Consider the following 23,556-nt stretch of genomic DNA (forward strand, 5'->3'; position numbering starts at 1 on the left):
ACCCGCGAAGACGCCGGCTAAAAGCGCTTATATCCCAACATCACCAAGATCGATGGGCACTATCGAGGCACTCGACTTCTTATCCGCGGGCAAGTCCTTAACATCTCCTCCCGTAGCCATTGTTCTCCAACGGGAGGAGCCATCATGAAACGCCAACTCGCCCTCAGCCTGGTCCTCGCCCTGTTCGCCGCCAACGCCTTCGCCCTGCCGAGCCTCAACCCGCAACCCTTGCTCGGCGAGGCGAAGGACAGCCAGCAGGAAGTCCGCCCGCTGGACCGCCATGTCGCCGAAGGCGGGGCAGAGCGCACCCCCGGCCAGCAGCGCCTGCGCCTCGCCGAAGGCGGGGCCGAACGCCTGCTGGAGCACCGCCGAGCCGGCTAACGCCGGCCGCACCGGACCACCGCGAGCCTGCGCAGCGGCACGCTCCATTCCAACCTGCCCAACGGCCCCGCAAGTCTCCCGCCGATCAGCGCCAGGGATGGCAAGCTCGCCTGAGCAGCTACCATAACAACAGGGGCTCCAGGGCCCGGCACGCCACGCAGAGGTCATGCGGCGAGCGTCTGCGGCAACGCACAGTGGAGTCCGACACCACGTGCCCCGCGGGAGGCCACCATGCACCAGCAAACCCTGGGCGTCCTCGCCCTGTTGAGCACCCTGTCCGGCTGCGCCGGCTCCCTGGGCAACCCGAACGCCTACCTGACCTATCGTGACGAACCGCTGGTGGCGCACGTCGCCCGGGACATGAGCAAGCAGCAGGTCCTGGAGATCGGCGGAGCCCCGTCCGGGGTGATGCCGCGCAGCGTCCACCCGGGCAGCTGTCACGACTACATCCTCACCCGGGACGGCCAGCCCCAGGCCTACCATGTCAGCTTCGACTCGGCCGGGCGCGTCGACGGCAAGGGCTTCAGCACCTGCACGCAGATGGAAGACGGCGAACGCGCCCGAGCGCGCAGGCCGGTCGGCATAGGCGGCGGGGGCGGCTACTGAGCGGGCGCGGCATTCGCGCTCCCCCCGGTCACCCAGGCTGTCCGCAAAGGTGTGCCGGCTGTCGCGATTCACCTCTCGCCGCCCTCCCTTTCCTTTGTCATAGTCCGGGCTCGCCCTTTCACAGCCACCTTGGAAGCCTCCATGCTGCGCCTCGCCCGTTTTCTTCTCGCGCCCTTGCTGCTGACTGCCATCGCCCTGCTGACCCTGATGCTGACCAGCCACCCGGCGTCGCCGCCGGCCGTGCTCGCGGCCCTGGGTGAGCGGCCCCTGGTGATCGCCCATCGCGGCGGCAAGGGCCTGTGGCCGGAAAACAGCCTGTTCGCCTTCGAACGCGCCAGCGCCCTGGGCGTGGACATGCTGGAGATGGACCTGCACCTCTCCAGCGATGGCGAGCTGGTAGTGATCCACGACAGCACCCTGGAGCGCACCACCGACGGCCAGGGTCCGGTCGCCGCCCAGAGCCTCGCCCAGCTGCAAGCCCTGGATGCCGGCTACCGCTGGACCGCCGACGGCGGCGAGAGCCACCCCTACCGCGGCCAGGGCATTCGTATCCCGAGCTTCGCCGAGGTCCTCGAGCGTTTCCCGGACAAGCCCAAGGTGGTCGAGATCAAGGTGCCGGACGTCGGCATGGAGGCGCAGCTGTGCGCCATGCTGCAGGCCCATGGCCAGCGCGACCTGGTGCTGGTCGGCAGCTTCTACGAGCGCAGCCTGCAGCTGTTCCGCGAACACTGCCCGGGGGTTGCCACCTCCGCCGGCCCCGGCTCGGTACGCCTGCTGGTGGCGCTCGACTGGCTGGGACTGGGCGGCGTGCTGTCCCCCTCCTACCAGGCGCTGCAGATCCCCGAGCGCCACAGCGGCCTGCCGATCGCCAGCGCCAGCCTGCTGCACACCGCCCGGGAGCGCGGGCTCAACGTGCAGCTGTGGACCATCAACGAACAGCCGGCCATGCGCCGTCTGCTCGACATGGGGGCCCAGGGCCTGATCACCGACTACCCGGACCGTGCCTTGCAGCTGCTCGATCGCTCGACCCGGATCGGCGCGCTGGGCGAATAGCCCCGCCCAGCGATCAAAACTCGACCAGCGCCCGCCAGGCCGCTCTCCGCCTGGCTTGGCGCCAGGCGCCCGCAGCTTATCCACAGCACCTTCCACAGTTTGCCTGGATAACTGCCGCCCCGCCTCCGCACGGATAGTGCGGCCCTGGATTTTGGCTTGACGCCGGGCCGCAGCTGAGGCGCTCGCACAAGACGACCGAGCGCTGATCAAAAAACACCCGATCCGCGAAGCCCCAGGGCCTGCCTGGCCTGCAGCGACTTCACCGGCAGTTATCAACAGGACTACCCACAGTAGTGGTGGACAACTCGGACACGCCCAGGCTCGCCCAGCCATCCCTCTAAGTTACTGTTTTAAGTGAATAAAAGCGGATAGCTCGAAAATTGACCAAGGCCCCAGAAGGACCATCCGGCAAGGCCTGCACGGTTCTACCACCACTTTATCCACAATTCGTTCCACAGACTTTGTGGGCAACTGGCCGCGACGGCTCGCCGGAGGCCACTCGAGGGATAAGAGGAGCCAACGTTGCGTGGCCAGCAGTGCGCCAGCCACCTCGGTTCGACGAAGGAGTCGCGCGTGCCGCCACGGCACGCGCGCTCCGGAGGGTGACGGAACTCAGTGCCCGCCCAGATAGGCCTTGCGTACCTCTTCGTTGCCCAGCAGCTCCTCGCCGGTGCCGCTCAGGCGGATCTCGCCGTTGACCATCACGTAGCCGCGGTTGGACAGGCGCAACGCATGGTTGGCGTTCTGCTCGACCAGGAAGATGGTCATGCCGCTGCGGGCCAGCTCGCGCAGGGTCTGGAAGATCTGCTTGACCACGATAGGCGCCAAGCCCAGGCTCGGCTCGTCCAGCAGCAGCAGCTTGGGCCGGCTCATCAGCGCCCGGGCGATGGCGAGCATCTGCTGCTCGCCGCCGGACATGGTCATGGCCCGCTGGTTGCGCCGCTCCTTGAGGCGCGGGAACAGCTCGAACATGCGCTGCTTGTCCTCGTCGACATGTTTGTCGCCAATGGGGATGGTGCCCATCATCAGGTTTTCCTCGACGCTCATGTCGGGGAACACCCGCCGCCCTTCCGGCGACTGGGCGATGCCGTTGGAGGCGACGTAGTGCGAGGACTTCAGGGTGATGTCGGTGCCGCGGTAGAGGATCTGCCCGGCCGCCGCCCGCGGCTGGCCGAAGATCGACATCAGCAGGGTCGACTTGCCCGCGCCGTTGGCGCCGATCAGGCTGACCGTTTCGCCCTCGTCGATGTGCAGGTCGACCTTCTTCAACGCCTGAATCGGGCCGTAGAACACGTCCAGCTGCTTCAGTTCGAGGATCGGCTGACTCATACCAGTTCCTCCTCGTCGGCGCCCAGGTAGGCGGCGATCACTTTGGGGTCGTTGCGAATCGCCTCGGGACCGCCCTGGGCGATCACCAGGCCGTGGTCGAGTACGACGATATGGTCGGAAATGCTCATGACCATGCCCATGTCGTGCTCGATCAGCAGCACGGTCAGGTCGTGCTCGTCGCGCAGCAGGCGGATGATCCGGCTCAGCGCCTCGGTTTCCTGCGGGTTGAGGCCGGCGGCCGGCTCGTCCAGACAGATGATCTGCGGCCGCGTGCACATGGCCCGGGCGATCTCCAGGCGGCGCTGCTGACCGTAGGACAGCTCGCCGGCCAGGCGGTTGGCGCAGTCGACCAGGTCGACCACCTCCAGCCAGTAGAAGGCATGGTCCAACGCCTGGCTCTCGGACTTGCGGAAGCCCGGGGTATTGAACACGCCGGCCAGCAGGTTGCGGTTAATCCACATGTGCTGGGCCACCAGCAGGTTCTCCACCACCGACATCTCCTTGAACAGGCGGATGTTCTGGAAGGTGCGCGCCAGGCCGGCGCGGTTGACCAGGTGGGTGCCGCCGAACATCTTGTAGTACAGGCGGCTGAAGAACTTCGGCGGAGAGACGAAGTCCCCCGGCGCGAAGGGTTCGCCGAGCACCTTGATCACGTCGGTGGTCTTGCCCCGGGCCTTGAGCTTGATGCTGCCGCCGGTGGCGCTGTAGAAGCCGGTCAGGCAGTTGAACACCGTGGTCTTGCCGGCACCGTTGGGACCGATCAGGGCCGAGATGGAGTTGCGCTTGATGGTCAGGCTGACATCGTTCAGCGCCTTGATCCCGCCGAAGTGCATGGCCAGGCGGTCTACCGAGAGGACAATTTCTTCGCTCATGGCGCTACTCCTTGGCGCGGTTGCACACCGTTGCGGCTGACCCGGATCAGGCCCCGGGGGCGCCAGATCATCATCAACACCATCAGGATGCCGAACAGCAGCACCCGGTACTCGGCGAAGCTGCGCAGCAACTCCGGGGCGACGGTCAGGACGAAGGCCGCCAAGACCACGCCGACGGTCGAGCCCATGCCGCCGAGCACGACGATGGCGAGAATCAGCGCCGACTCGAAGAAGGTGAACGAGGCCGGGTTGACGAAGCCCTGGTAGCTGGCGAAGAACACCCCGGCCAGACCGGCCGTGGAGGCGCCGATCATGAAGGCCGAGAGCTTGACCAGCACGTGGTTCAGCCCCATGGCGCGGCAGGCGATCTCGTCCTCGCGCAGCGCCTCCCAGGCACGGCCGATCGGCATGCGGGTCAGGCGGTTCTTCACGTAGAGCACCAGCAGCACCACCAGCAGCAGCACCAGATAGATGAACAGGAACTTCAGGTTGGAGTCGTAGGGAATGCCGAAGAACTCATGGAACGGCACCCCGCCGTCCTTGGCCCGGCGGGTGAACTCCAGGCCCATGAAGCTCGGCGACGGCGCCGACATGCCGTTCGGCCCGCCGGTGAACTCCAGCCAGTTGTTCAGCACCAGGCGGATGATCTCGCCGAAACCGAGGGTGACGATGGCCAGGTAGTCGCCGTGCATGCGCAGCACCGGAAAGCCGAGAATGCCCCCGGCCACCGCCGCCGCCACCGCCGCCAGCGGCAGCACCGACCAGAAGCCCAGGCCGAGGTACTCGTAACCCAGCGCCAGGCCGTAGGCGCCGATGGCGTAGAAGGCCACGTAGCCCAGGTCGAGCAGGCCGGCGAGGCCGACCACTATGTTCAGGCCGAGGCCGAGCAGCACATAGATCAGGCCGAGGATGACCACGGTCAGCAGGTACTTGCCGGCGAAGAACGGAAACACCAGGGCGACCGCCACCAGCAGCGGGATGACCCAACGCAGCTGGCTCTTGTGGTCCGGCGCCAGCACATGCACGCCGGAGCCGGTGGTCTCGAAGCCGGCGAGGATCGCCAGGCCCTTGGGGGTCTGCAGGAACAGGCTGAGGAGGAAGCGGCCGAGCATGACCACGCCGACCACCGCCGCCATGCGCTGGGTTTCCAGGTTGAACTCATAGCCGTCGAGAACCACCCCGACGATCGGGCCGAATACGATCAGCGCGATCAGGCCGGCGAGAACCGCATCGACCAGGCTCTTCTTCACATCTAGACGCTTGCTTGCAAGGGCTGAGGACATGGTTACACCTTCGCCACGTGGGGACGGCCCAACAGGCCCTGGGGACGGAAGATCAGGATCAGCACCAGCAGCGAGAAACTGAACACGTCCTTGTAGTCGGTGTTGACCATGCCGGAGAACTGCGCCTCGGCCACGCCGAGAATCAGCCCGCCGAGCATGGCTCCGGGCAGCGAACCGATGCCGCCGAGCACCGCGGCGGTGAAGGCCTTGATGCCGATGATGAAACCGGCATAGAAGTCGAAGGTGCCGTAGTTCATGGTGATCAGCACCCCGGCCAGGGCCGCCATGGCCGCGCCGATGACGAACACGTAGGAGATCACCCGGTCGGTGTTGATCCCGAGGATCGAGGCCATCTTGCGGTCCTGCTGGGTGGCGCGGCACATGCGCCCGAGCTTGGTGCAGCGGATCACATAGGTCAGCAGCGCCATGCCGGCGAAAGCGGCGATGAGGATGAACACCTTGGTGTAGGTCAGCTGCACGAAGCCTTCGCCGATGTTCAGCTTGAAGGCGCCCTCGAGCAGGGTCGGCACGCCTTGCTGACGCGCGCCCTGGCTGATCTGCACATAGTTCTGCAACACCAGCGACATGCCGATGGCGCTGATCAGCGGCGCCAGGCGGGTGGAGTTGCGCAGCGGCTTGTAGGCCACCCGCTCGATCACCCAACCGTACACACCGGTGATGCAGATGGTGAACAGCAGCGTGCCGAGAATCAGCAGCGGAAAGGATTCGAGGCCGAAGTAGGCCAGTATGGCCAGGGTGATGGCCGCCAGGTAGGCGCTGATCATGTACACCTCGCCGTGGGCGAAGTTGATCATGCCGATGATGCCGTAGACCATGGTGTAGCCGATGGCGATCAGGCCATAGACCGCCCCGAGCGTGAGCCCGTTGATCATTTGCTGCAGGAAGATACCGTCCATTGACTCAGTCTCGTCTGCTGGGCTGCCGGCCGGGTCGGGCCGGGCGCCTCAGGTGTTGTCAGACGGGTACTGCTGAGCGCCGCCGCATGAGGTGCGGCGGCGGACGGGGTCGACGACTCAGCAGTTCCCGGAAGGCACTAGTCCTTCGGCGACGCTGCGTCGCCGAGGGCTAGCCGAGCAAGGCGCCGGCAGGACCGGGACATCCCCAGCGGGACGCCCTGGGCCTGCCACGCGCCCCGAGCTTACTGCTGGTGGTATTTGCCCTGGTCGTCCCATTCGTAGACGACATAGTCGGAGACTTTCAGGTCGCCCTTGGCGTCCCACTCCTTCTGGCCCATCACGGTCTGCACCGGATTGGCCTTCAGCCAGGCACTGGCCTTTTCGCTGTCGTTGCTGCCGGCACCGCCGAAGGCGGCCGCCAGGGCCTGCACCGAGGCATAGGAGTAGAGGGTATAGCCCTCGGGCTCGAAGCCGTTGGCGCGGAACTTCTCGATCACCGCCTGGCCATCGGGGATCAGGCGCGGGTCGGCGCCGAAGGTCATCAGCACGCCCTTGGTGTATTGCGGCCCGCCGGCTGTGGTGACCATCTCGTCGGTGACGATGCCGTCGCCGGAGAGGAAGGTCGCGGTCAGCCCCTGTTCGCGCATCTGCCGCACCAGCGGGCCGGCTTCGGCATGCAGGCCGCCGAAGTACACGACCTCGACGTCGGCGGCGCGCAGCTTGGTGACCAGCGCGTTGAAGTCTTTCTCGCCGCGGGTCAGGCCCTCGTAGATCGCCTCGGTGACGCCGCGCTTGTTCAGCTGGGCCTTGGTCGCATCCGCCAGGCCCTGGCCGTAGGTGTCCTTGTCGTGAATGATCGCGACCTTGCTGGCCTTGAGGGTATCGACGATGTAATCGCCGGCGATGATGCCTTGCTGGTCGTCCCGGCCGCAGATGCGGAACATGCCCGGCAGGCCACGCTCGGTGACCTGGGGATTGGTCGAGCCCGGAGTAATGGCGATGATCCCGGCCTCGTCGTAGACCTCGGAAGCCGGAATGGTCGAGGAGGAACAGAAATGCCCGACCACGCCGTTGACGCCGTCCTGATCGACCAGGCGGTTGGCCACGGCCACCGCCTGCTTGGGCTCGCAGGCATCGTCGGCCTTGATCAGCTTGATCATCTCGCCATTGACGCCGCCGGCGGCGTTGATGTCCTCGGCCGCCTGCTTCGCACCCTGCCAGAACTGTTCGCCGAAGGTCGCGTTGGCCCCGGTGTGCGGCCCCGCGACGCCGATCACCAAGTCGGCCTGGGCCAGGGAGGAAAGGCCCATGGCACCGGTGACCGCGAGTGCCAGAAAACCCTTTTTGAAAATCATCTGCGACATAGCTTTGTTACTCCATATGGTGGGTGTGAGTACCGCTACTGTTCTTGTTGGTTGCAGCAAATGGCATGAGCAAATGGCATGCCACGGTTTTCTACCGGGGAATCAGCCGACAGAAAAAGAGGTTTTTGCAAAAAAACCGGAAGTTCTTGATAGACATTTTCTTATTCCAGACAAGCCGGAGCCGATCATGGCGATAAGGCCGATCGATGCCGTTTACTTTCGGTAACGGCCGGGCGATGGCTGCACCAAGACGGCGCCACGGATGCGTCTTTACGACCCACCGGGCCCGCCGCGGGGCCATTCAGATCACCACGCGCAGGCATTGACCGGCGTGGTACAGCGAGAACCCCGCCTCATAGAGGCCGCTGCGCAGCCCGGCGACACTGACCTTGCGCATCGGCTGCACGGGCATCGGCAAGGCTTGCGCGCCCCCCTGACACAGGTAGTCGGCGAAGGCCTTGCCGACCACGCTGCCGGTGGTGACCCCGCGGCCGTTGTAGCCGGTGACGGCGAGCAAGCCGGGCGCCGGCTCGAACAGGCGCATCAGGTGGTCCGGGGTGAAGGCGATGCAGCCGGTCCAGGTGCTCTGCCACTGCACCCGTCCCAACTGGGGAAAGTAATGCTGCTGGATGCGGTCCGCCCAGGCCCGCAGGAACCAGAGCGGCTTGGCCGCGCCGTTGCCCAGGCTGCCGAGGAGCAGGCGGCCCTCGGCGTCGCGACGAATGCTGCTGAGCACCTGGCGGGTGTCCCAGGCGCCCTGTCCGCCGGGCAGGATGCCCGCGGCCGGCTCGCCCTGCAGCGGCGCGGAAGCCACCTGGTAGTAGAAGCCCGGGAAGAAGTTGCGGCGCAGCTCGCTCCATTCGCCTTCGGTGTAGGCATTGGACGCCAGCACCACCTGCTCGGCGCTGACCGCTCCGCCCTGGGTGATCACGCACCAGCCCTGCCCCTGGCGCTCCAGGCTGGTCACCGGGGAATGATGGAACAGCCGCCCCCCCAGGCCGATGACCGCGCGGGCCAGGCCGCTGGTGTAAGCCATGGGGTTGAGGGTGCCGGCGCGCCTGTCGAGCAGCGCCGCGGCGATCCGCCGGGTACCGGTGGCCTGCTGGCAGGCCGCGCCGGTGAGCAGCTCGACCGGCGCACCGCGGCGCTGCCACTGCTCGCAACGACTCTGCAGGTCGGCCTGGCCGCGGGCGTTGTGCGCCATGTGCAGGGTGCCTTCGCGGCGCGCCTGGCAGTCGATGCCGTACTTGTCGATCAAGGCGAACACCAGCGCCGGTGCCGCCCCCATGGTCGCCAGCAGCTTACCGCCCACCGCGGCGCCGAGCTTGCGCTCGACCTCGTCCGGTGCGATCCACATCCCGGCATTGACCAGGCCGACGTTGCGCCCGGAGCCGCCATGGCCGGTTTCATGGGCCTCCAGCACGCACACCGTCTTGCCCTGCTCGAGCAGGTGCAGGGCGGCGCTGAGCCCGGTAATGCCGGCGCCGACCACACAGACATCGACCTTCAACTCGCCGCGCAGCGCCTCGGCGCGGGGCCGTTGTGGCGTCAGTCGCTCCCACAAACACTCTTGGCGTAGGCTCATCCAGCAATCCTTACAAGGGCACGGCAAATATCGCCCGAACAACCGAGCAACGGCTCATCTGGCCCGAAGTAATAGCCGGCTGCGAGGCCGACAACAAACAACCTTTATTCGCCATGTCATTCCATTTGGTGATGCAGCCGTCGCGTGCGCGGCGTTCCGGCTATCGCCCCCATCGAGACAATCAAGCGGATCGCCGGCGGCGGCGACGCCTACACTGTGGCCAGCCCCTCGTCGGAGCATGACCATGGCCATCACCACCCTGCTGCAACGCCTGCTCGCCAGCTATGCCTGCGGCGCCAGCGGCACCGAACTGCCGCTGTAACGACTTGGTCGCGGCGGGCACAACCGCTACCCTGAGCGCCTCGATTCGCCTTCAGGAGTGGCCATGTCCCTGCAATCCATCTGCGTGTTCTGCGGCGCCAGCCCCGGCGCCCAGCCCATCTACCGCCAGGCCGCGGAAAGCCTCGGCCGCCACCTGGCCGAGCAGGGCTTGCGCCTGGTCTACGGCGGCGGCGCGGTGGGGCTGATGGGCGTCGTCGCGGACGCGGCGCTGGCCGCCGGTGGCGAGGTCATCGGCATCATCCCGCAGAGCCTGGAGCGGGCGGAGATCGGCCACCAGGGCCTGAGCCGCCTGGAGGTGGTCGACGGCATGCATGCGCGCAAGGCGCGCATGGCCGAACTCAGCGATGCCTTCATCGCCCTGCCCGGCGGCCTCGGCACCCTGGAGGAGCTGTTCGAGGTATGGACCTGGGGTCAGCTCGGCTACCACAGCAAGCCCCTGGGCCTGCTGGACGTCGGCGGCTTCTACAGCAAGCTCGGCGACTTCCTCGACCACCTGGTGGCCGAGCGTTTCGTCCGCTCCCAGCACCGCGCCATGCTCCAACTCGGCGACTCGCCGGGCGAACTGCTGCAGACGCTGCGCCAGTGGCAACCGAGCGCGGCGCCGAAGTGGGTCGATCGCCACCCCGACTGAGCGGCCACGCCCCCCATCACTCAACCGCCCCAAGAGAAGGAACCCTTGCATGGCCGGCGCCAGCCTTTTGACCCTGCTCGACGACATCGCCACCCTGCTCGACGATGTCGCCCTGATGACCAAGGTCGCCGCGAAGAAGACCGCCGGCGTGCTCGGCGACGACCTGGCGCTGAACGCCCAACAGGTCACCGGCGTACGCGCCGAACGGGAGCTGCCGGTGGTCTGGGCGGTGGCCAAGGGCTCGCTGAAGAACAAGCTGATCCTGGTGCCGGCGGCGCTGCTGATCGGCGCCTTCGCACCCTGGGCGGTGACGCCCCTGCTGATGCTGGGCGGCGCCTTCCTCTGCTACGAGGGCTTCGAGAAGCTGGCGCACCGTTTCCTCCACGCGCCGGAGGAAGACCTGGTGCAGCACCAGCAGCTGGTGCAGGCGGTGGCCAACCCGCAGGTGGACATGCTGACCTTCGAGCGGGACAAGATTCGCGGGGCGGTGCGCACCGACTTCATCCTCTCCGCCGAGATCATCGCCATCACCCTGGGCACGGTGGCGGCGGCCCCCTTCCCCCAGCAACTGATGGTGCTGAGCGGCATCGCCCTGCTGATCACGGCCGGGGTCTACGGCCTGGTTGCCGCCATCGTCAAACTCGACGACGCCGGCCTGTACCTCAACCGGCGCGCCGGCGCGGACCTGGTCGCTCGCCTGCAACGCGGGCTCGGCCGCGCCATTCTGCGGGCGGCGCCCTGGCTGATGAAGGGCCTGTCGGTGCTCGGCACCGCGGCGATGTTCATGGTCGGCGGCGGCATCCTCAGCCATGGCGTGCCCGTCGCCCACCACGCCATCGAGCAGCTGGCCCAGGGCACCGGCCACGACCTGCTGGGCGCGCTGGTCCCGCCGCTGATCAATGGCCTGGGCGGCATAGTCGCCGGCGCCATCACCCTGGTCGCCGTCACCCTGGCCACCCGGCTGTGGCGGGCCTTGAAGCCCGCGACCGCGCGCTGAGCCGCCTCAGGCCGGCGCCGCGGCCTCGGGCGCGGCCAGGGGCAGCACGGTGACGCTCACCTCGGGGTCGTGGCTGCCGCCGCCGAGGATCACCCCGCGCAGCGGCGAGACATCGGCAAAGTCGCGCCCCCAGGCCAGGGTGATGTGCTCCAGGGCCGGCAGGACGTTGTTGGTCGGATCGAAGTCGACCCAGCCCTGGCGCGGGCAGTACACCGAGATCCAGGCGTGCGAGGCGTCGGCCCCGATCAACCGCGGCTGCCCCGGCGGCGGCTGGGTCAGCAGGTAGCCGCTGACGTAGCGGGCGGCCAGGCCGCGGGAACGCAGGCAGGCGAGCATCAGGTGGGCGAAGTCCTGGCACACCCCGCGGCGCGCCTCCAGCACCTGCAGCAGTGGCGTGGCCACCTGGGTGGCCACGGCATCGAAGGTGAATTCGCCGAAGATCTTGCCCATCAGCGCCTGCACCGCCAGCAACAGCGGGCGCCTGGCCGGAAAGCAGTCGGCGGCGTAGTCGACGAAGGCCTGCTTGATCCGCACATAGGGCGACTCGAAACGGTAGCGGGCAGCCTCCAGCAAGGCGTCGGGCAGCGCCTGACCGCTGTAGCTCAGGGCGCCGCTGATGCTCTCCCAGGGCGGCGAATCGCGCAGTGCCAGCGGCGGCCGGGCCAGCACCTCGATGCGCAGGCGCGTGCCCACCACCAGGGCATCGTGGGGACGCTCGAACACCAGCCGGGTCAGCGGGTTGCCGAACACATCGAATTCGTCGCGCCGCTGGCTGGGTGACGGACTGACCTGCAACCGACGCTCGTGGCAGTGCTGCCAGGGGCAGGGCCGCGGCCACAAATGCGCCAGCTGCTGGGCCAGGGACACCGAGGCCGAATACCGGTAGTGGGTGTCGTGGATGACTTGATAGGTCGTACTGTTCATGTCGACTGGGTCCCCTGGCTCGGATCGACATGCACGAAGAAGCGCAGGCCGAGATGCTCGGAGGCGTCTTCGCCGGCCTGGGCGATGCGCTCCAGCAGCTCGGCCAGCCCCTCGAGCACCGCCGTCACGCTGCTCGGGCCGAACAGCGGGTTCTCCAGGCTGGCCAGGCTGAAGCCGCTCAACTGCCGCTCCAGTTGCAGCAGGGGCACCTCGACAGGCAGCTCGAAGTGCTCGCCCAGGCGCTTGAGCGAACGCAGCAGGGTCCGCAGCTGGAACAGCACGGCGTGCGGGTTCTGCGCATCCAGCAGCAACAGGTCGAGCACCGGGATCAGCTGCGCCGAGGCCAGGTAGCGGGTGCGATAGGTGATGCTGCTGTTGCCCAGCTCCAGCAGCCAGCCCAGGGCCGATGCGTCGGCGACGGCGTCGCTGCGCAGGAAACCGGCGATGCTCTCGGCCATGAAGTGCAGGCGTTCGATGCTGCGCCCGAGCAGCAGGAAGCGCCAGCCGTCGTCGCGGGTCATGTCGTCCAGGGCGAAGCCGGACAAGGCCGCCAGCGAGATCAGCAGGCCGTCGAGGTAGTCCAGCAACTCGCCGAAGTCCTCGACCTCGGCGTCCAGTCGCTGGGCCTCGCGCTGCAGCTCCAGCAGCACCTGCCAGTTGCCCTGGGACAGCTTGCCGCGCACGCTGCCAGCGGTCCATTGCAGGCGCTGCAGGTTGGCCTTCAGGCTGGCCGGCCAGTCGACCCCGAGCAGGGCCTGCAGCAGGCGCTGCTCCAGCTCGCCGCTCTCCTCCTCGGGCAGCAGGCCGAGGCTTTCCCCCAAGGCCAGGGCGGTCTGCAGGGCCTGGGGATCGTCGTCATCGTCGACATAGCGCGCCAGCATGATGCGCAGCAAGCGTGCGCCATCCTCGCAGCGGGAGCTGTAGCGACCGAACCAGAACAGGTTCTCCACCACCCGCGACGGCAGGAAGGGGTCGCTGCGCACCAGGTCGGCCACCCCCAGCGAACGCCGCCACTGCCAGGGCTCGCCGGCGGCGTGACGCTCGCCGAGCACCCAGGTGTCCTTGCTCGACCCGCCGCGCTGCATCGACACCTCCTCGGCATCGGCCTCGGCGGCCACCCGGGTCAGGCCACCGGGCATGACCCGATAGCCCTCGGCGCTGGCCACGGCGAACACCCGCATGCCGATGGCACGGGACTGCAGGCCACCCGCCTCGCCCAGCCAGACCGGGGCCTGGGACAACTGCGCCAGGGCCTGGGCGACATAGGCATAGGGCCTGGCCCGCAGGCGCTCGGTCAGCGCCGCACGCTGGGCCGGATCGAGATCGCGCCCGTACACCGGGGCGAAACTCTGGGAGGGGAAACTCGCCCGGATCAGCAGCTCCGGCAGTTTCTCCAGCGCCTGCTCCAGCACCGGCGGCTCACCGCACCACCAACTGGCGATGCTCGGCAGCAACAGTTCTTCGCCGAGCAGCCTCTGGCCGATCGCCGGCAGAAAGCCCGGCAAGCCCGGCGACTCCAGCACCCCGCTGCCCAGGGCGTTGGCCACCAGCACACGACCGCGGCGCACCGCCTCCAGCAACCCGGGCACGCCGAGCGCCGAGTCGGTGCGCAGCTCCAGGGGGTCGCAGAAATCGGCGTCCAGCCGGCGCAGCACCGCATGCACCCGGCGCAAGCCGCCCAGGGTCTTGAGGTAGAGGGTGGCGTCGCGCACGGTCAGGTCGCTGCCCTCGACCAGCGGATAGCCGAGCTGACGCGCCAGATACAGATGCTCGAAGTAACTCTCGTTGAAGCGCCCGGAGGTCAGCAACACCACCAGGGGCGTCTCGCCGTCGGCCGGCGCCTGCTGCGCCAGGCTGTTCTGCAGGGTACGGAAGAAACCGCCGAGGTACTGCACGTTGAGCTCGCGGTACAGCTCCGGCAGGGTGCGCGAGACGATCTGCCGGTTCTCCAGGGCGTAGCCGGCACCGGATGGCGCCTGGGTGCGATCGGCGGTGACCCACCAGCGGCCGTCCGGGGCCCGCGCCAGGTCCACCGCATACAGATGCAGGAAGGTGCCGCCCGGCGGCTGTACGCCCTGGCACGGCCAGAGGAAGTTGTTGTGGCCGAACACCAGCTCGGCCGGCAACAGGCCGTCGGCGATCAGCCGCTGCGGCCCGTAGATATCCGCCAGCACGGCATTCAGCAGGCTGGCGCGCTGCGCCACCCCGGCGGCGATCTGCTGCCACTCCTGCGCCGGGATCAGGTTCGGCAGCAGGTCCAGCTCCCAGGGCCGGTCGGCGCCGTCGGGCTCGGCGTAGACGTTGTAGGTCACGCCGTTTTCCTGGATCTGCCGATTCACCAGGGCCAGGCGCTGCGCCAGTTGCGCCGGGGTGCTGCGCTGCAGCCGCTCGAACAGGCGGCGCCAGTGTGCCCGCACCTTGCCCTTGCCATCGACCAGCTCGTGGTAGGCCGCATCTGTCGGGGGGTAATCGGCAAGCAGATCGGACATGGCTCACTCAACAAATGACGGATAAGGGATGGGATAACGCCCGGCGCCTAGCCGCGGCGCAAGTCCAGGGTCATCGGCAGCTCCGGGTTGGCCGTGGTCGGCATGGCCGTGACCGTACCCGGGCTATGGCCGATCCGGAAGAAACGGGCCAGGCGCCGGCTTTCCGCCTCGTAGGCATTGACCGGCAGGCTTGCGTAATTGCGGCCGCCGGGATGGGCGACATGATACTGGCAACCGCCCAGGGAGCGGCTCATCCAGCCGTCGACCAGGTCGAACACCAGCGGCGCGTGCACGCCGATGTTCGGCTGTAGACAGGAGGCCGGCTGCCAGGCGCGGAAGCGCACGCCGCCGACGAACTCGCCGACCGTGCCGGTGGGCCGCAGCGGCACCGGCCGGCCATTGCAGGTCAGCACATAGCGATCCGCCGGCATGCCGCTGACCTTGACCTGCAGGCGCTCCAGGGACGAATCGACATAGCGCACGGTACCGCCGGCACTGCCCTCCTCGCCCAGCACGTGCCAGGGCTCCAGGGCCTGGCGCAGCTCCAGTTCGATGCCCTTGACGTTGAAGTCGCCGGCCTTGGGGAAGCGGAACTCGAAGTGCGGGGCGAACCACTCGGCGCGCACCGGGTAGCCGGCGGCATAGAGTTCCTGCAACACATCGGCGAAGTCCTGCTCGACGAAATACGGCAGAAGGAAGCGGTCATGCAGCTCGCTGCCCCAGCGCACCAGCCGGTGCGGGGTGTAGGGCTGCTGCCAGAAGCGCGCGATCAGGGCGCGCAGGAGCAACTGCTGGGCCAGGCTCATCTGCGCGTGGGGCGGCATCTCGAAGGCGCGCAACTCGAGCAGGCCGAGGCGGCCGCTGGCCGAGTCCGGCGAATACAGCTTGTCGATGCAGAACTCGGCCCGGTGGGTGTTGCCGGTGACGTCCACCAGCAGGTGGCGCAGCAGCCGGTCGACCAGCCAGGGCGGGCACTGCCGGCCCGCCTCGGGCATCTGCGCGAAGGCGATCTCCAACTCGTAGAGCGCATCGTTGCGCGCCTCGTCGATCCGCGGCGCCTGGGAGGTCGGGCCGATGAACAGGCCGGAGAACAGGTAGGACAGCGACGGATGGTTGTGCCAGTAGCCGATCAGGCTGCGCAGCAGGTCGGGACGGCGCAGGAAGGGCGAGTCGGCCGGGGTCGCACCGCCGAGGACGAAATGGTTGCCGCCGCCGGTGCCGGTGTGACGCCCGTCGACCATGAACTTCTCGCTGGACAGGCGGCATTCCCGCGCCGCCTGGTAGAGAAACTCGGTGCGCTCGACCAGCTCCTCCCAGCTGCCCGCCGGGTGGATGTTGACCTCGATCACCCCCGGGTCCGGGGTCACGCGGAAGAACTGCAGGCGCGGGTCGGCCGGCGGCTCGTAGCCTTCCAGCAGCACCGGGCAGTCGAGCTCGGCGGCGGTGGCCTCGATGACCGCGACCAGCTCCAGGTAGTCCTCCAGGCGACTCAGCGGCGGCATGAACAGGTACAGGCGCCCGTGTCTCGGTTCCGCGCACAAGGCGGTGCGCACCAGGCCCGCGGCCGACTGCCCCGGCTGCGGCGCTGCGAGCTCGGCGCCCTGCTCCGATGCGCCATCGCGCAACTGCCGGACGATCTGCGCCGCGCCGGGCAGTGGGGCGAAGGGCTGGGACGGGTCGGCCGGGTTCACATAGGGGTAGTCGGCCTCCCTGACCCAGGGCTGGGAGTCCAGCGGCAGGCGGTAGCCCAGCGGCGAGTCGCCCGGCAGCAGCCGGCAGTGCTCGTCGCGCAGGAACCAGGGGCCGCTCTGCCAGCCAAGCTCGTCGGCGCGCCGGGCCAGCGGCAGGACATGGCCCACCACCTTGCCCAGGCCCTGCTCGAACACCTGGCGCAGACGCTCGCGCTCCAGCGGGTCGGCCAGCCGCGGATCCTCGGGGGTGAGGTTGCTCGGCAGCTTGCGCTCGCGCCACAGGTAATAGAGGAAGTCCTCGTAGGCGGCGAAGCAGTGCTCGCCGCCGATGCCCAGGCGCGGCGCCAGGGCCGCCAGGAAGTGCGCGGCCAGGGTCGCGTCGACGCCGTAATCGCTCTGCTCGTCGGCATACAGCCGGGCATCGTGCCAGATGGGCTCGCCGTCACGACGCCAGTAACAGTTGAGCGACCAGCGCGGCAGCTGCTCGCCGGGGTACCACTTGCCCTGGCCGAAATGCACCAGCGCCGCGGGCGCGTAGTGTTCGCGCAGGCGGTGGAACAGGTCGGCGGCCAGGCGGCGCTTGTTCGGCCCCAGGGCGGCGGTGTTCCACTCGGGGTCGTCCGGGTAGTCGAGGGCGATGAAGGTCGGCTCGCCGCCCATGGTCAGGCGCACGTCGCCGCGCCGCAGGTCCTCGTCGACCCGCCGACCGAGGGCCTCGATCGCCTGCCACTGCGCCGCGCTGTAGGGCCGGGTCACCCGCGGCGCCTCCCAGATGCGCTCGACGCGCATCTCATGGGAGAACTCGCACTCGCTCTCGTCCACCCCGCCGCTGATCGGCGCCGCCGAGGACGGCTCCGGGCTGCAGGCCAGGGGAATGTGGCCCTCGCCGGCGAACAGGCCGCTGGTCGGGTCCAGGCCGATCCAGCCGGCGCCGGGCAGGTAGACCTCGCACCAGGCGTGCAGGTCGGTGAAGTCCACCTCGGTGCCCGACGGCCCGTCCAGCGCCTTGACGTCGGCGGTGAGCTGGATCAGGTAGCCGGAGACGAAACGCGCGGCCAGGCCCAGGTGGCGCAGCAGCTGCACCAGCAGCCAGGCCGAGTCGCGACAGGAGCCCGAGCCCTTCTCCAGGGTTTGCTCGGGGGTCTGCACCCCCGGCTCCAGGCGGATCAGGTAGGCGATGTCGCAGGACAGGCGCTGGTTCAGCGCCACCAGGAAATCGACGCTGGCGCTCGGCGTGCGGTCGATGCCGGCCAGGTACTCGGCGAACAGCGGGGTCGCCGGCAGCTGCACCAGATAGGGCGCCAGCTCGCGCCGCTCGCCCTCGGTGTAGGCGAAGGGGATCTGCTCGGCATAGGGCTCGAGGAAGAAGTCGAAGGGGTTGAACACCGCCATCTCGGCGACCAGATCCACTTCCACCTTCATCTCGCGGGTCTTCTCCGGGAACACCAGGCGCGCCAGGTAGTTGCCTTGCGGGTCCTGCTGCCAGTTGAGGAAGTGCCCGCCCGGCTCGACCTTCAGGCCGTAGGACAACACCCGGGTGCGGCTGTGGGGCGCCGGACGCAGGCGCACGATCTGCGGGCCGAGCTGGACCGCACGGTCGTAGCGATAATGACTGACGTGGTGCAGGGCGACATGGATCGACACGGTGGGCCTCCTGCGAGCCTGGACGGTACGCACGCTGCGCAAGACCAATGCCTTAGCTCTGTTACAAAGACTCTAGTCCCTCGCCCCCCATCGCGCGCCCCAGCAGGCGCCGCGGGCGCCCTCGGACTGCACTGCCGCGCCCCTGCCATCCCCATGCCGCCGGGCGTGCAGGCCGTCATGGCGCCCTACGCAGGCCGGCGCGCATCCGTTACCATCGCGACACTCCCGAGACGAGAAGCGGCATGTATATCTATCGATTGGTTCTGATCCTGGTGGTGGGGATCTACCTGTTCTCCCCGGCCATCATGGACTGGTGGACCGACCCCAACGGCGCCTGGTACCGGCCCTATCTGCTGTGGCTGATCCTCATCGTGGTGACCTTTATCCTGCAGAGCCAGCGCGATACCGATGAACTTTGAAGCATGCCGGGGAAACCCGGTGACCGCCCTTTATCATTCTTCGCAGAGCCTGCGCGCTACCGACGAGCTCTGATCCGCAGCGGCGCCCAGTGACCGCCCACTCTCTTTATCCGCAGAGCCAACGAGATGCCGATGAGCTTTAGCCTGACCGAACTGATCCTGATCAGCGCCGCCTACCTGCTGGTGCTGTTCGGCGTCGCCTGGGTCAGCGAACACGGCCTAATCCCGCGCTGGATCATCCGCCACCCCCTGACCTACACCCTGTCGCTCGGCGTCTACGCCAGCGCCTGGGCCTACTACGGCACCGTCGGCCTGGCCTATCAGTACGGCTACGGCTTCCTCGCCAGCTACCTGGGGGTGTCCGGCGCCTTCCTCCTGGCGCCGGTGCTGCTCTACCCGATCCTGCGCATCACCCGCACCTACCAGCTGTCGTCCCTGGCCGACCTGTTCGCCTTCCGCTTCCGCAGCACCTGGGCCGGCGCCCTGAGCACGGTGTTCATGCTGATCGGCGTGCTGCCGCTGCTGGCGCTGCAGATCCAGGCGGTGGCCGACTCCATCGGCATCCTCACCCAGGAGCCGGTGAAAGACCGCGTGGCCCTGGCCTTCTGCGGCCTGATCATCCTCTTCACCACCCTGTTCGGTGCCCGCCATATCGCCACTCGCGAGAAGCACGAGGGCCTGGTGTTCGCCATCGCCTTCGAGTCGGTGGTCAAGCTCGGCGCCCTGGCGGCCATCGGCCTCTATGCCTTGTACGGCGTGTTCGACGGTCCCCAGGCGCTGGAGAGTTGGCTGGTGCAGAACCAGGCCGCGCTGACCAGCCTGCACACGCCGCTGCAGGAAGGCCCGTGGCGCACCCTGCTGCTGGTGTTCTTCGCCTCGGCCATCGTCATGCCGCACATGTACCACATGACCTTCACCGAGAACCTCAACCCGCGGGCCATGGTCAGCGCCAGCTGGGGCCTGCCGCTGTTCCTGCTGCTGATGAGCCTGGCGGTGCCGCTGATCCTCTGGGCCGGCCTGCGCCTGGGCGCGACCACCAACCCGGAATATTTCACCCTCGGCCTGGGGCTGGCGCTGAACAGCCAGACCCTGGCGCTGATCGCCTACATCGGCGGCCTGTCGGCCTCCAGCGGGCTGATCATCGTCACCACCCTGGCACTGTCGGGCATGGTCCTCAACCATGTGGTACTGCCGCTGTACCAGCCGCCGGCCGAAGGCAACATCTACCGCTGGCTGAAGTGGACCCGCCGCGCGCTGATCTTCGCCATCATCATGGCCGGCTTCGGCTTCTATCACCTGCTCGGCGCCGAGCAGGACCTGGCCAACCTGGGCATAGTCGCCTTCGTCGCCACCCTGCAGTTCCTCCCCGGGGTGCTCTCGGTGCTGTACTGGCCGACCGCCAACCGCCGCGGCTTCATCGCCGGCCTGCTGGCCGGCATCGGCGTCTGGGTGGTGGGCATGCTGCTGCCGATGGTCGGCAACCTGCAGGGTTTCTACCTGCCGCTGTTCAACCTGGTCTACGTGCTGGACGACAGCAGCTGGCACTTCGCCGCGATCGGCTCGCTGGCGGTCAACGTGCTGGTGTTCACCCTGGTCTCGCTGTTCACCGAGGCCAGCCCCGAGGAGAAGAGCGCCGCCGAGGCCTGCGCGGTGGACAACGTGCGCCGCCCGCAACGTCGCGAGCTGCTGGCCCTGTCGCCCCAGGAGTTCGCCGCCCAGCTGGCCAAGCCCCTGGGCGCCAAGACCGCCCAGCGCGAGGTCGAGCAGGCCCTGCGCGACCTGCACCTGCCCTTCGACGAAGGCCGCCCCTACGCCCTGCGCCGCCTACGCGACCGCATCGAGGCCAACCTCTCCGGGCTGATGGGGCCGAGCGTGGCCCAGGACATAGTCGAGACCTTCCTGCCCTACAAGGCCGGCAGCGAAAGCTACGTCACCGAGGACATCCACTTCATCGAGAGCCGCCTGGAGGACTACCACTCGCGCCTGACCGGCCTGGCCGCCGAGCTCGACGCCCTGCGCCGCTACCACCGCCAGACCCTGCAGGAGCTGCCCATGGGCGTCTGCTCGCTGGCCAAGGACCAGGAAATCCTGATGTGGAACAGGGCCATGGAGGAACTCACCGAGATTCCCGCGCAGCGCGTGGTCGGCTCGCGCCTGGCCACCCTCGGCGAGCCCTGGCTCGGCCTGCTCACCCGCTTCATCGAACTGCCCGACCAGCACCTGCACAAGCAGCAGCTGAAGCTGGACGGCCAGGTGCGCTGGCTCAACCTGCACAAGGCGGCCATCGACGAGCCGCTGGCGCCCGGCAACAGCGGCCTGGTGCTGCTGGTCGAGGACCTCACCGAGACCCAGCTGCTGGAGGACAAGCTAGTGCACTCCGAACGCCTGGCCAGCATCGGCCGCCTGGCCGCCGGGGTGGCCCACGAGATCGGCAACCCCATCACCGGCATCGCCTGCCTGGCGCAGAACCTGCGCGAGGAACGCGAAGACGACGGCGAACTGACCGAGATCAGCGAACAGATACTCGAACAGACCAAGCGGGTCTCGCGCATCGTCCAGTCGCTGATGAGTTTCGCCCACTCCGGCACCCACCTGCAGACCGACGAGCCGGTGTCCCTGGCCCAGGTGGCGCAGGACGCCATCGGCCTGCTGGCGCTGAATCGGCGCAGCGTCGAGGTGCAGTTCTTCAACCTGTGCGACCCCGAGCACTGGGCCGAAGGCGACGCCCAACGCCTGGCCCAGGTGCTGATCAACCTGCTGTCCAACGCCCGCGACGCCTCCCCCCCGGGCGCGGCGATCCGGGTCAAGAGCGAGGCGTCCGAGCACACCGTCGACCTCATAGTCGAGGACGAAGGCAGCGGCATTCCCAAGGCGATCATGGATCGCCTGTTCGAGCCCTTCTTCACCACCAAGGAGGTCGGCAAGGGCACCGGCCTCGGCCTCGCGCTGGTCTATTCCATCGTGGAGGAGCATTATGGACAGATAACAATCGACAGCCCGGCCGACCCCGAGCACCAACGCGGCACCCGCATCCGGGTGACTCTGCCACGGCATGTCGAGGCGACGTCCATAGCGAATTGAACCTGCGACCTGAGACCGTCGAGAGACCAGATTAATGCCTCATATTTTGATCGTCGAAGACGAAACCATCATCCGCTCCGCCCTGCGCCGCCTGCTCGAGCGCAACCAGTACCAGGTCAGCGAAGCCGGCTCGGTGCAGGAGGCCCAGGAACGCTTCAGCATTCCCGGCTTCGACCTGATCGTCAGCGACCTGCGCCTGCCCGGTGCCCCCGGCACCGAGATGATCAAGCTGGCCGAGGGCACCCCGGTGCTGATCATGACCAGCTATGCCAGCCTGCGCTCGGCGGTGGACTCGATGAAAATGGGCGCGGTCGACTACATCGCCAAGCCCTTCGACCATGACGAGATGCTGCAGACCGTGGCGCGCATCCTGCGCGACCGCCAGACCGCCAAGAGCAGCCCAGGCGAGCGCCCCGCCAGCAGCCGCGGCGGCGCCGACAAGGGCGCCGAGGCCGGCAACGGCGAGATCGGCATCATCGGCTCCTGCGCCCCCATGCAGGAGCTCTACGGCAAGATCCGCAAGGTCGCGCCGACCGACTCCAATGTGCTGATCCAGGGCGAATCCGGCACCGGCAAGGAGCTGGTCGCCCGCGCCCTGCACAACCTGTCCAGGCGCGCCAAGGCCCCGCTGATCTCGGTCAACTGCGCGGCGATCCCGGAGACCCTGATCGAGTCCGAGCTGTTCGGCCACGAGAAAGGCGCCTTCACCGGCGCCAGCGCCAGCCGCGCCGGGTTGGTCGAGGCCGCCGATGGCGGCACGCTGTTCCTCGACGAAATCGGCGAGCTGCCGCTGGAGGCCCAGGCCCGCCTGCTGCGCGTGTTGCAGGAAGGCGAGATCCGCCGGGTCGGCTCGGTGCAGTCGCAGAAGGTCGACGTGCGCCTGATCGCCGCCACCCACCGCGACCTCAAGGGCCTGGCCAAGGTCGGCCAGTTCCGCGAGGACCTGTACTACCGCCTGCACGTCATCGCCCTGAAGCTGCCGGCCCTGCGCGAGCGCGGCAACGACGTGATCGAGATCGCCCGCGCCTTCCTGTTGCGCCAGTGCACCCGCATGGGGCGTGACGACCTGCACTTCGCCCCCGACGCCGAGCAGGCGATCCGTCATTACGCCTGGCCGGGCAACGTCCGCGAACTGGAGAACGCCATCGAGCGCGCGGTGATCCTCTGCGAGAACACCGCCATCTCGGCCGAGCTGCTGGGCATCGACATCGAGCTGGACAACCTGGACGACAGCGACGACGAATTCACAGGCGCCTCCCCTCAGGCCGGCAACAGCAGTATGGAGCCGACCGAAGACCTGTCACTGGAAGACTATTTCCAGCACTTCGTGCTGGAACACCAGGACCACATGACCGAGACCGAACTGGCGCGCAAGCTCGGCATCAGCCGCAAGTGCCTGTGGGAGCGGCGCCAGCGCCTGGGCATCCCAAGACGCAAATCCGGCGCGGCGACCGGCACCTGAGAGGCCAGCAGCGCCGACAAGGAGAGCACGCGAAAGGTTCCCTAAAACCGTTACCCAGTCGACATCTCGTAACAAAAGCCGGGTCTATCGGTAACGAAGACCCGGCTTTTTTATTGCCGCCGCACACCGCCGAAATCTCGCAAGCCTTTGTTTTTAAAGGATTCTAAAAAACTGGCACGAGTCCTGCTCTCTCTAGCGCACAACAACAATAACAAGCACGACCCAAAACAATAAAAATAAGACGTATCGGCTCCAGCACAACAAGAACAACAGGGCGGAGGCGCAGCTAACTGATCATTTTGGAACGGAATTGCCTTTGGGGTTCGCCCCACAACCAGGCCGAGAACAATAAAACTGCCACGAGGCAGCTCCTGAACTGGTTGGGTCATGGAATGATCAAGGTAGCGTCAGCATCCAAAGTAATCCGTTTGCTATTGGTTCCCGGCTTGGGAGCTTGTCCCCGGGTCGCTGACCCGATCAAGCGAA

At 67.7% G+C, this 23,556-nt stretch carries 18 protein-coding genes; 9 read left to right on the plus strand and 9 right to left on the minus strand.

Annotated features, from left to right (window positions below; translation table 11 throughout):
- Window positions 1-144: 144 nt before the first annotated feature.
- The 3 genes from ACSX1C_RS11995 (at window position 145) to ACSX1C_RS12005 (ending at window position 2,040) form a co-directional block, all read left to right on the plus strand.
- Complete coding sequence (locus ACSX1C_RS11995) at window positions 145-381, plus strand: hypothetical protein (RefSeq protein ID WP_439886319.1); 237 nt, start codon at window positions 145-147, stop codon at window positions 379-381.
- Between the two features lie 231 nt (window positions 382-612).
- Window positions 613-987, plus strand: a complete 375-nt coding sequence (osmE, locus tag ACSX1C_RS12000; RefSeq protein ID WP_439886320.1) for an osmotically-inducible lipoprotein OsmE — start codon at window positions 613-615, stop codon at window positions 985-987.
- Between the two features lie 141 nt (window positions 988-1,128).
- Entirely contained in the window at window positions 1,129-2,040 is a 912-nt protein-coding gene (locus ACSX1C_RS12005) for a glycerophosphodiester phosphodiesterase (protein ID WP_439886321.1), read from the plus strand.
- 612 nt (window positions 2,041-2,652) lie between these two features.
- Here ACSX1C_RS12005 and ACSX1C_RS12010 read toward each other — a convergent pair.
- The 5 genes from ACSX1C_RS12010 to ACSX1C_RS12030 all read right to left on the minus strand — a co-directional run bounded on the left by ACSX1C_RS12010 (window position 2,653) and on the right by ACSX1C_RS12030 (window position 7,805).
- On the minus strand, window positions 2,653-3,369 hold the full coding sequence (locus ACSX1C_RS12010) for an ABC transporter ATP-binding protein (RefSeq protein WP_318645029.1): 717 nt from the start codon (window positions 3,367-3,369) through the stop codon (window positions 2,653-2,655).
- Window positions 3,366-4,241, minus strand: coding sequence for an ATP-binding cassette domain-containing protein (locus tag ACSX1C_RS12015; RefSeq protein ID WP_439886322.1), 876 nt, complete (start codon window positions 4,239-4,241; stop codon window positions 3,366-3,368). Before ACSX1C_RS12015 ends, ACSX1C_RS12010 begins: the two co-directional genes overlap by 4 nt.
- The gene (gene livM / locus ACSX1C_RS12020) at window positions 4,238-5,524 is read right to left on the minus strand and encodes a high-affinity branched-chain amino acid ABC transporter permease LivM (RefSeq protein WP_439886323.1); all 1,287 of its coding nucleotides are present in this window, start codon (window positions 5,522-5,524) and stop codon (window positions 4,238-4,240) included. The genes ACSX1C_RS12015 and livM overlap by 4 nt, the downstream gene beginning before the upstream one ends.
- Before the next feature lie 2 nt (window positions 5,525-5,526).
- Window positions 5,527-6,441: an ABC transporter permease subunit gene (locus ACSX1C_RS12025; protein WP_318645026.1), complete on the minus strand. Its 915-nt coding sequence runs from the start codon at window positions 6,439-6,441 to the stop codon at window positions 5,527-5,529.
- A gap of 242 nt (window positions 6,442-6,683) precedes the next feature.
- Window positions 6,684-7,805, minus strand: coding sequence for a branched-chain amino acid ABC transporter substrate-binding protein (locus tag ACSX1C_RS12030; protein ID WP_439886324.1), 1,122 nt, complete (start codon window positions 7,803-7,805; stop codon window positions 6,684-6,686).
- On the opposite strand from ACSX1C_RS12030, the gene ACSX1C_RS12035 reads away from it, so the two are divergent.
- Window positions 7,750-8,031 carry a hypothetical protein gene (locus ACSX1C_RS12035; protein ID WP_439889468.1) on the plus strand — a complete coding sequence of 94 codons (282 nt, stop codon included), beginning with the start codon at window positions 7,750-7,752 and terminating at the stop codon, window positions 8,029-8,031. The genes ACSX1C_RS12030 and ACSX1C_RS12035 overlap by 56 nt on opposite strands.
- A gap of 75 nt (window positions 8,032-8,106) precedes the next feature.
- Here ACSX1C_RS12035 and amaA read toward each other — a convergent pair whose 3' ends face one another.
- Window positions 8,107-9,390 (minus strand): L-pipecolate oxidase, encoded by a 1,284-nt coding sequence (gene amaA, locus ACSX1C_RS12040; protein ID WP_439886325.1) that lies wholly within the window; start codon window positions 9,388-9,390, stop codon window positions 8,107-8,109.
- Window positions 9,391-9,775: 385 nt separating this feature from the next.
- On the opposite strand from amaA, the gene ACSX1C_RS12045 reads away from it, so the two are divergent.
- Together ACSX1C_RS12045 and ACSX1C_RS12050 are read left to right on the plus strand one after the other, a co-directional pair.
- On the plus strand, window positions 9,776-10,363 hold the full coding sequence (locus ACSX1C_RS12045; protein ID WP_439886326.1) for a TIGR00730 family Rossman fold protein: 588 nt from the start codon (window positions 9,776-9,778) through the stop codon (window positions 10,361-10,363).
- Between the two features lie 49 nt (window positions 10,364-10,412).
- Window positions 10,413-11,360: a DUF808 domain-containing protein gene (locus ACSX1C_RS12050; protein ID WP_439886327.1), complete on the plus strand. Its 948-nt coding sequence runs from the start codon at window positions 10,413-10,415 to the stop codon at window positions 11,358-11,360.
- Between the two features lie 6 nt (window positions 11,361-11,366).
- On the opposite strand, the gene ACSX1C_RS12055 is transcribed toward ACSX1C_RS12050, so the two are convergent.
- Genes ACSX1C_RS12055 through ACSX1C_RS12065 form a run of 3 tightly spaced genes read right to left on the minus strand, consistent with a single transcriptional unit; the run spans window position 11,367 to window position 18,108 of the window.
- Window positions 11,367-12,284: a transglutaminase family protein gene (locus ACSX1C_RS12055; RefSeq protein WP_439886328.1), complete on the minus strand. Its 918-nt coding sequence runs from the start codon at window positions 12,282-12,284 to the stop codon at window positions 11,367-11,369.
- Window positions 12,281-14,773, minus strand: coding sequence for a circularly permuted type 2 ATP-grasp protein (locus ACSX1C_RS12060; RefSeq protein ID WP_439886329.1), 2,493 nt, complete (start codon window positions 14,771-14,773; stop codon window positions 12,281-12,283). The genes ACSX1C_RS12055 and ACSX1C_RS12060 overlap by 4 nt, the downstream gene beginning before the upstream one ends.
- Before the next feature lie 47 nt (window positions 14,774-14,820).
- On the minus strand, window positions 14,821-18,108 hold the full coding sequence (locus ACSX1C_RS12065) for a DUF2126 domain-containing protein (RefSeq protein ID WP_439886330.1): 3,288 nt from the start codon (window positions 18,106-18,108) through the stop codon (window positions 14,821-14,823).
- A gap of 242 nt (window positions 18,109-18,350) precedes the next feature.
- Here ACSX1C_RS12065 and ACSX1C_RS12070 point away from each other — a divergent pair, with 242 nt between their 5' ends.
- The 3 genes from ACSX1C_RS12070 (at window position 18,351) to ACSX1C_RS12080 (ending at window position 23,070) form a co-directional block, all read left to right on the plus strand.
- Entirely contained in the window at window positions 18,351-18,527 is a 177-nt protein-coding gene (locus ACSX1C_RS12070; RefSeq protein WP_208708330.1) for a hypothetical protein, read from the plus strand.
- 126 nt (window positions 18,528-18,653) lie between these two features.
- Window positions 18,654-21,608: a sensor histidine kinase gene (locus ACSX1C_RS12075; RefSeq protein WP_318645018.1), complete on the plus strand. Its 2,955-nt coding sequence runs from the start codon at window positions 18,654-18,656 to the stop codon at window positions 21,606-21,608.
- Between the two features lie 34 nt (window positions 21,609-21,642).
- On the plus strand, window positions 21,643-23,070 hold the full coding sequence (locus ACSX1C_RS12080; RefSeq protein ID WP_439886331.1) for a sigma-54-dependent transcriptional regulator: 1,428 nt from the start codon (window positions 21,643-21,645) through the stop codon (window positions 23,068-23,070).
- Window positions 23,071-23,556 lie beyond the last annotated feature (486 nt).

The sequence above is a fragment of the Pseudomonas sp. MBLB4123 genome, from assembly GCF_051904775.1.
Classification (GTDB): Bacteria; Pseudomonadota; Gammaproteobacteria; order Pseudomonadales; family Pseudomonadaceae; genus Aquipseudomonas; species Aquipseudomonas benzenivorans_B.

Excerpts from the sequence above, each read along its gene's own strand:
- livM (WP_439886323.1), bottom strand. The coding sequence starts at position 5,524 with ATGTCCTCAGCCCTTGCAAGCAAGCGTCTAGATGTGAAGAAGAGCCTG.
- amaA (WP_439886325.1), bottom strand. The coding sequence starts at position 9,390 with ATGAGCCTACGCCAAGAGTGTTTGTGGGAGCGACTGACGCCACAACGG.
- ACSX1C_RS12080 (WP_439886331.1), top strand. The coding sequence starts at position 21,643 with ATGCCTCATATTTTGATCGTCGAAGACGAAACCATCATCCGCTCCGCC.
- ACSX1C_RS12035 (WP_439889468.1), top strand. The coding sequence starts at position 7,750 with ATGGCACCGGTGACCGCGAGTGCCAGAAAACCCTTTTTGAAAATCATC.
- ACSX1C_RS12005 (WP_439886321.1), top strand. The coding sequence starts at position 1,129 with ATGCTGCGCCTCGCCCGTTTTCTTCTCGCGCCCTTGCTGCTGACTGCC.
- ACSX1C_RS12075 (WP_318645018.1), top strand. The coding sequence starts at position 18,654 with ATGCCGATGAGCTTTAGCCTGACCGAACTGATCCTGATCAGCGCCGCC.
- ACSX1C_RS12070 (WP_208708330.1), top strand. The coding sequence starts at position 18,351 with ATGTATATCTATCGATTGGTTCTGATCCTGGTGGTGGGGATCTACCTG.
- ACSX1C_RS11995 (WP_439886319.1), top strand. The coding sequence starts at position 145 with ATGAAACGCCAACTCGCCCTCAGCCTGGTCCTCGCCCTGTTCGCCGCC.
- ACSX1C_RS12025 (WP_318645026.1), bottom strand. The coding sequence starts at position 6,441 with ATGGACGGTATCTTCCTGCAGCAAATGATCAACGGGCTCACGCTCGGG.
- ACSX1C_RS12055 (WP_439886328.1), bottom strand. The coding sequence starts at position 12,284 with ATGAACAGTACGACCTATCAAGTCATCCACGACACCCACTACCGGTAT.
- ACSX1C_RS12045 (WP_439886326.1), top strand. The coding sequence starts at position 9,776 with ATGTCCCTGCAATCCATCTGCGTGTTCTGCGGCGCCAGCCCCGGCGCC.
- ACSX1C_RS12030 (WP_439886324.1), bottom strand. The coding sequence starts at position 7,805 with ATGTCGCAGATGATTTTCAAAAAGGGTTTTCTGGCACTCGCGGTCACC.
- ACSX1C_RS12060 (WP_439886329.1), bottom strand. The coding sequence starts at position 14,773 with ATGTCCGATCTGCTTGCCGATTACCCCCCGACAGATGCGGCCTACCAC.
- ACSX1C_RS12010 (WP_318645029.1), bottom strand. The coding sequence starts at position 3,369 with ATGAGTCAGCCGATCCTCGAACTGAAGCAGCTGGACGTGTTCTACGGC.
- ACSX1C_RS12050 (WP_439886327.1), top strand. The coding sequence starts at position 10,413 with ATGGCCGGCGCCAGCCTTTTGACCCTGCTCGACGACATCGCCACCCTG.
- osmE (WP_439886320.1), top strand. The coding sequence starts at position 613 with ATGCACCAGCAAACCCTGGGCGTCCTCGCCCTGTTGAGCACCCTGTCC.
- ACSX1C_RS12015 (WP_439886322.1), bottom strand. The coding sequence starts at position 4,241 with ATGAGCGAAGAAATTGTCCTCTCGGTAGACCGCCTGGCCATGCACTTC.